Source organism: Microbacterium murale, assembly GCF_014635185.1.
Taxonomy (GTDB): Bacteria; Actinomycetota; Actinomycetes; order Actinomycetales; family Microbacteriaceae; genus Microbacterium; species Microbacterium murale.
Window position 1 is genome coordinate 298,763 of record NZ_BMCM01000005.1, and the last position, 6,000, is coordinate 304,762.

Annotated in this window: 6 protein-coding genes and 1 pseudogene; 4 read left to right on the top strand and 3 right to left on the bottom strand. The window is 66.5% G+C overall.

Annotated features, from left to right (window positions below; all coding sequences use genetic code 11):
* Nucleotides 1-85: 85 nt before the first annotated feature.
* On the bottom strand, nt 86-313 hold the full coding sequence (locus IEV67_RS15780) for a ferrous iron transport protein A (RefSeq protein WP_188437519.1): 228 nt from the start codon (nt 311-313) through the stop codon (nt 86-88).
* A 70-nt stretch (nt 314-383) separates the two neighbouring features.
* Here IEV67_RS15780 and IEV67_RS15785 point away from each other — a divergent pair, with 70 nt between their 5' ends.
* The 3 genes from IEV67_RS15785 to IEV67_RS15795 all read left to right on the top strand — a co-directional run bounded on the left by IEV67_RS15785 (nt 384) and on the right by IEV67_RS15795 (nt 3,289).
* Nucleotides 384-1,061 (top strand): response regulator transcription factor, encoded by a 678-nt coding sequence (locus tag IEV67_RS15785; protein WP_188437520.1) that lies wholly within the window; start codon nt 384-386, stop codon nt 1,059-1,061.
* Nucleotides 1,062-1,095: 34 nt separating this feature from the next.
* Entirely contained in the window at nt 1,096-2,385 is a 1,290-nt protein-coding gene (locus IEV67_RS15790; RefSeq protein ID WP_188437548.1) for a sensor histidine kinase, read from the top strand.
* 79 nt (nt 2,386-2,464) lie between these two features.
* Entirely contained in the window at nt 2,465-3,289 is an 825-nt protein-coding gene (locus IEV67_RS15795; RefSeq protein WP_188437521.1) for a hypothetical protein, read from the top strand.
* A gap of 35 nt (nt 3,290-3,324) precedes the next feature.
* Here the strand turns inward: IEV67_RS15795 and IEV67_RS15800 are convergent, their stop codons facing one another.
* Nucleotides 3,325-4,362, bottom strand: a complete 1,038-nt coding sequence (locus IEV67_RS15800; RefSeq protein ID WP_188437522.1) for a methionine synthase — start codon at nt 4,360-4,362, stop codon at nt 3,325-3,327.
* Nucleotides 4,363-4,382: 20 nt separating this feature from the next.
* Nucleotides 4,383-5,375 carry a DUF1852 domain-containing protein gene (locus IEV67_RS15805; RefSeq protein WP_188437523.1) on the bottom strand — a complete coding sequence of 331 codons (993 nt, stop codon included), beginning with the start codon at nt 5,373-5,375 and terminating at the stop codon, nt 4,383-4,385.
* A 124-nt stretch (nt 5,376-5,499) separates the two neighbouring features.
* Here IEV67_RS15805 and IEV67_RS15810 point away from each other — a divergent pair.
* Nucleotides 5,500-5,937 (top strand): annotated as a pseudogene (locus IEV67_RS15810) (LysR family transcriptional regulator); the annotation flags it as partial.
* Nucleotides 5,938-6,000 lie beyond the last annotated feature (63 nt).

Below are 6,000 nucleotides of genomic sequence, written 5' to 3' on the forward strand. Positions count from 1 at the left end.
CCTCGCCTCGGCCGCCGTTTCCCGGAACGCTACCGGTGAGAGATGACCACGACCTGGCGACACGGTGAACGGGGCGCGAATCAGTTCAGGTACGCGGCGCCCGGCGCGGTGGCGGAGGGGGCACGGCCTTGGCCAAGTGGACCTGGTCCAAGGAAACGGTGACCAGACCACGACGCGTTTCGAGGATGCACTCGTCATTATCACGCTCGCGCAGGTAGCCGACCGCATCGGTGAAGCCCCCATCGATGCGTGTGCGTACCGTCATCCGAGTGCCGAACGGGGCCGTCCGGATGAACTCGACCGGGTCTGACATGCCCCCACTCTACGGTCCTGTCGTGCGTCGCTTCAGCCCGGATTCAGCGTCGAGCGGCCACACTGGAGGAATGCGGATCCTGGTGGTGGACGACGAGGTGCGCCTGGCCGAGGGTGTGCGACGCGGTCTCGAGGCCGAGGGGTTCGCCGTCGATGTCGCGCACAACGGCGTCGACGGCCTGTGGCGGGCACGGGAGACGCGCTACGACGCGATCGTGCTCGATCTGATGATGCCCGGCATGAGCGGGTGGAAGGTGTGCGAGGCGCTTCGCGCCGAGGAGAACTGGACGCCCGTGCTGATGCTCACCGCGAAGGACGGCGAGTGGGATCAGGTCGAGGCGCTGGAGACCGGGGCCGACGACTACGTCACCAAGCCGTTCTCGTTCGCGATCCTGGTGGCCCGCCTGCGCGCGCTCGTCCGCCGCGGGGCCGTCGCCCGCCCGGCGATCCTGGAAGCGGGCGATCTGCGGCTCGACCCCGCTGCGCACCGCGTCTGGCGCGGCGAGACCGCCGTCACTCTGACCGCGCGGGAGTTCTCCGTGCTGGAGTATCTGATGCGCCATCGCGGGCAGGTTCTGTCGAAGCGCACCCTCATCGACGGCGTCTGGGACGACGACTTCGACGGCGATCCGAACATCGTCGAGGTTTACGTCGGGCATCTGCGCCGCAAGCTCGACAAGCCGTTCGACCGCGAGGCGATCGAGACCATCCGCGGTGCGGGCTATCGGCTGGCGGCGGACGGTGGCTAGCCGCAGCTGGCGCCCGGTGCGAGGCTGGCGTTCGGTGCGCGGCAGGACGACGCTTGGGGCGACTGTAGTGGTCGCGGTCGCCTTGCTTATCGGCGCATTCTCTTTCTATGGCGTTCTCAGCGCCAGCATCCACGACAGCACCGAGCGCGCGGCGGAGCAGCGACTCGACGAACTCGCCGGACGTCTTGACGGCTCCGGCGCAGACGCGATCGACGCAGCCGACGAGATCGTGCAGCTCATCGGGCCGGACGGATCCGTCCGTGCCGCCAGTGAGGACGCCCGCGAAGCGCTGGGATCGAACGCGCTCCCCGTCTCCGACGACGCTCAGACCCTCATCGTCGACGAGGAGTGGATGCTTGTCATCTCGGACGACCTCGACGGTGACCGGACTCTCGTGCTCGCCATCTCGATGGAGGACGACGCGGAGACCCTGGCGACGGTATCGGCCCTGCTGTTCATCGCCGTGCCGCTGCTCCTGCTTCTCGTCGCGGTGACCACCTGGCTCGTCGTCGGTCGCGCGCTCCGCCCTGTCGAGCGCATCCGCGAGCACGTCGACGACATCACCGCTGAGCGGCTCCACCAGCGTGTGCCGGTGCCGGAGACGGCCGATGAGATCGCCGCGCTCGCGACCACCATGAACGGAATGCTCGATCGACTTGATGCTGCCGCCACCGCGCAGCGGCGGTTCGTGTCGGACGCGTCACACGAATTGCGCTCCCCGCTCGCGACCATCCGCCAGCATGCGGAACTCGCACAGGCCCACCCCGACGTGACGAGCATCGGCGAGCTCTCCGAGGTCGTTTCGGAGGAAGGGCTGCGCCTGCAGGGCATCGTCGAATCGCTACTGCTGCTCGCCCGACTCGACGAGGGCGCGAGCACGCACGATGAGGCAGCGGACCTCGACGACATCGCGCTCGGTGAGGTACGGCGGTTGCGTGCCGCGGGGCTCGAAGTCGACGGCTCCGGCATACGTGCCGCCCGGGTGCACGGCGACCCGCGCCTGCTGGGTCAGCTGGTGCGCAACCTCGCCGACAATGCCGCCCGCCACAGCCGCGGCCGAGTCTCGATCGGCGTGACCCCATCGGATCGGTACGCGTTCGTCACGGTCGAGGACGACGGCTCTGGCGTGCCGGCCGAGGAGCGGGAGCGGATCTTCGAACGCTTCGTACGGCTCGACGAGGCGCGCAGCCGTGACGCAGGGGGCAGCGGACTCGGCCTCGCGATCGCACGCAGCATCGCAGCATCCGCCCGCGGCACACTCGTGGTCGACGACTCCCGCTGGGGTGGCGCCCGCTTCGTGCTCACGCTCCCCCTCGGCGACTGATCGACCGGAACATCGGTTCCTGAAGAAGGCTTCAGGACGCTTCAGGGTGGCTTCAGCGCCCGCGCGAGACGATCATCACATGGACGACAAGACACCCACTCCCGACCAGACTCCCGACCACACGTCTCATCACACGCCGGAGCCCGGGCCCGACGCTCAGACGGTTCCTGTGACGCCGACATCCGGCCAGGCGGAGCACCCGGCGGCTCCCGCGGCGACTCCAGCGCCCGCTCCCGCAGAGTCGAAGCCCCGCCGCAAGCGAGCGCTCCTCATCGGCGGCGGCATCGCGGCAGCCGTGGTGCTCGCCGGCGGCGGCATCGCGGTCGGCGCGGCGATCGGAGACGAATTCGGGGACGATGATGATTCATCGATATCCGACGAGCGCCACCACGATGATGCACACGACGATGACGCGTCTCAGGCCGATAGCGACGACAGCCTTGACGACGCGAGTGCGTCCTCGGACGGCGGCGCCCCAACCGCCGGCATCGGAACGGCCTCGGCCGACGAGCTGATCGATATCGCGGATGCCGCGCGCGGCGTAGCCGACGGCGATGTGACGTCGATCGACGCGAAACGCGACGGCACCTGGGAGGTGCATTTGGCGAACGCCGCAGGCGACGAGACCGAGGTCCGCGTCGACGAAGGGCTCGAAGCTTCGGTCATCTCGACCGACCCGGCCGACGGCGACGACACGGCCGCCAGCCTGAGCTTGGACGACGAGACGATCCGCTCGCTGGTCACCGCCGCACTCGCCGAGGCCGACGGGACGATCACGGAGCTCGACGTCGACGGCGACGACGTGAGCCCGTACGACGCCTCGGTCCTCACGTCAGAGAACCGCTCGATCGACATCGACTTCAGCGCGGACTTCGCCGTCGTCGGCACCGACATCGACGATTGAGCGGGACGCGTCCCGCCCATCGATAGTTCGGGTGGTCAGTGACTCCCGGTCGTGAGCTCTTCGCGAAGGATGTCGGCACCAGCACTGAGCGCACGCAACTTCGCGCGCGCGACGTCACGAGGCAGCGGTGCCAGGCCGCAGTTCGTGCTCGGGACGAGCTTGTCGGCGTCGACGAAACGAAGCGCATTCCGAAGCGTGTCCGCGACTTCATCCGGGGTTTCGATCGAGTGGCTGGCCACGTCGATGGCTCCGAGCATGATCTTCTTGCCCCGGATGAGCTCGATGAGGTCCAGCGGGACGTGCGAATGGTGGCTCTCCAGCGAAATGGTGTCGATGCTCGATCGCTGCAGAAGCGGGAACGACTTCTCGTACTGGCGCCACTCCTCCCCGAGAGTCGCCTTCCAGTCCGTGTTCGCCTTGATCCCGTAGCCGTAGCAGATGTGCACCACGATCTCCGCGCGCAGCCCTTCGGCGGCCCTCTCCAGTGCTGCCACACCCCAGTCCTGCACGTCATCGAAAAAGACGTTGAAAGACGGCTCGTCGAACTGGATGATGTCGACTCCGGCCGCCTCGAGTTCCCTCGCCTCTTGGTTGAGGATCGTCGCGAACTCCCAGGCCAGTTTCTCGCGGCTCTTGTAGTGGCGGTCGTAGAGCGTGTCGATCATCGTCATCGGGCCGGGTAGTGCCCACTTGATCGGCTGATCGGTCTGCTGACGAAGGAACTTCGCGTCCTCGACGAACACGGGCTCCTCGCGGCTCACGGCGCCGACGACCGTCGGCACGCTCGCGTCGTACCTGTCGCGGATCCGGACCGTCTCGCGCTGTTCGAAATCGACACCGGAGAGATGCTCGATGAACGTCGTGACGAAGTGCTGGCGCGTCTGCTCCCCGTCGCTGATGATGTCGATGCCCGCGTGCCGCTGCTCCTGGACGGCGATGCGCAGCGCATCCTGCGTGCCTTCGACCAGCGCGTCACCCTCCAACTTCCAGGGGGACCAGAGGGTCTCGGGCTGGGCGAGCCAGGAAGGCTTCGGCAGGCTGCCGACGATGGAGGTGGGAAGCAGCGTGTTCATGGTCGGTGATTCTCCGTTCGTCATCCGACAGGAACGAGGGAGTTGGCCGCCCACTGCTCGAGAAGGTCGCCGTGCGGCTTCATGAGGTGTTCGTGCGCATAATTCCCCTGCTCGGCCGCGAGCCTGCTGCGCTCGTCGCGATCGTAGGCGATCTTCGTCACCGAGTAATCCTGCTGCTCGAGGCTCGGCTGATAGACCTTCGCTGCAGCCGAGTTCGCGTTGTAGATCTCCGGTCGGTAGATCTTCTGGAACGTCTCCATCGTGCTGATGGTGCCGATGAGCTGGAGGTTCGTGTAGTCGCCGAGCAGATCACCGCGGAAGTAGAACGCGAGCGGTGCGACGCTTCCGCGCGGCATGAAGTACCGGACCGAGAGCCCCATCTTGCCGAAGTACTCGTCGGTCAGCGAGGGATCCTTCTGCTCGTACTCGACGCCGAGGATCGGATGGTGATTCTCGGTGCGACGGTACGTCTTGCTCGTCGAGACGCTGATGCAGATAACCGGCGACCCAGTGAAGCGATCCCGGTAGGCCGCCGAGTCGAGGAAGTGCTGGAAGAGCTTGCCGTGCAGATCACCGAAGTCGGCGGGAACGGTGAAACCGCCCGCAGCCTCACTGGCCGCCGGCAGCCGCACACTGAAGTCGAAGTCGCGGACGTAGGACGAGAAGTTGTTCCCCACGATCCCCTGACGGCGCTTTCCAGTGAGACGGTCGAGGATCCGGATGTCCAGGACCTCGAGCAGCGGGAACTCCTGATCCTCACCCTCTGCGGCGAACTGCACCGCGACGGACACGATCTCGAGTTCGACGGTGTAGCGGTCGCGATTCGGGTTGTCCCAGTCCGCGAGATCGTTGAACCGACGGTCGATCATTGTCAGGGCGTTGCGGAGATTCTGCTGACGATGCTCGCCCCGCGCCAAATTGGCGAAGTTCGTGGTGATCCGCGAATCGTCCGACGGAGAGTAGTCCTCGTCGAAACGGGTCTTCGTGATGCGGAACGTGAATTCGTGCGCCATGGAGGTGCCAATCGGTGGGCTGATCGGCCGGGCTCGGCCTCGCAAAAAGGGGTCTCTCCATGGTGGCGGCTGTGCGGCCCATCGAGAAATGTGCTGCGGCTATGCCGTGACATAGTCTGAGGCTATGGCTAAGCGCTCGAGCGGCATCACTCTGCAGCAACTCACCTACTACATCGAGGTCGCCGCGGAGGGCTCGATCAGCGCCGCCGCCGATCTGCTCTACGTCGCCCAGCCCACCATGTCGGCGGCGATGAAGGATCTGGAGAACAGAGTGGGGCGCGTCCTTCTCCTCCGCTCGGCCCGCGGCGTGACGCTCACCACCGACGGCGTGGAGTTCCTGGGGTACGCCAGGCAGGTCGTCGAGCAGGTGGCGCTCCTCGAACAGCGATACCTCGGGCGGCCTCCGTCACGGCGCCTGCTCGGGGTGTCGACACAGCACTACTCGTTCGCCGTCGACGCGCTGGTACGGATGGTGAAGGCGAACGCAGCGGCCGAGTATGAGTTCTCGCTGCGGGAGACGCGCACGTGGGACATCATCGAAGACGTCCGCACCCTCCGCAGCGCTTGAGTTCCAGCCATCGTCGCAACACTCCGATCGAGGAGTGAGTGTGATGGCTATACGAGC

Bases quoted from the DNA above. Each gene is read 5' to 3' on its own strand.
- IEV67_RS15780 (WP_188437519.1), bottom strand. From the start codon at position 313: ATGTCAGACCCGGTCGAGTTCATCCGGACGGCCCCGTTCGGCACTCGG.
- IEV67_RS15785 (WP_188437520.1), top strand. From the start codon at position 384: ATGCGGATCCTGGTGGTGGACGACGAGGTGCGCCTGGCCGAGGGTGTG.
- IEV67_RS15795 (WP_188437521.1), top strand. From the start codon at position 2,465: ATGGACGACAAGACACCCACTCCCGACCAGACTCCCGACCACACGTCT.
- IEV67_RS15800 (WP_188437522.1), bottom strand. From the start codon at position 4,362: ATGAACACGCTGCTTCCCACCTCCATCGTCGGCAGCCTGCCGAAGCCT.
- IEV67_RS15805 (WP_188437523.1), bottom strand. From the start codon at position 5,375: ATGGCGCACGAATTCACGTTCCGCATCACGAAGACCCGTTTCGACGAG.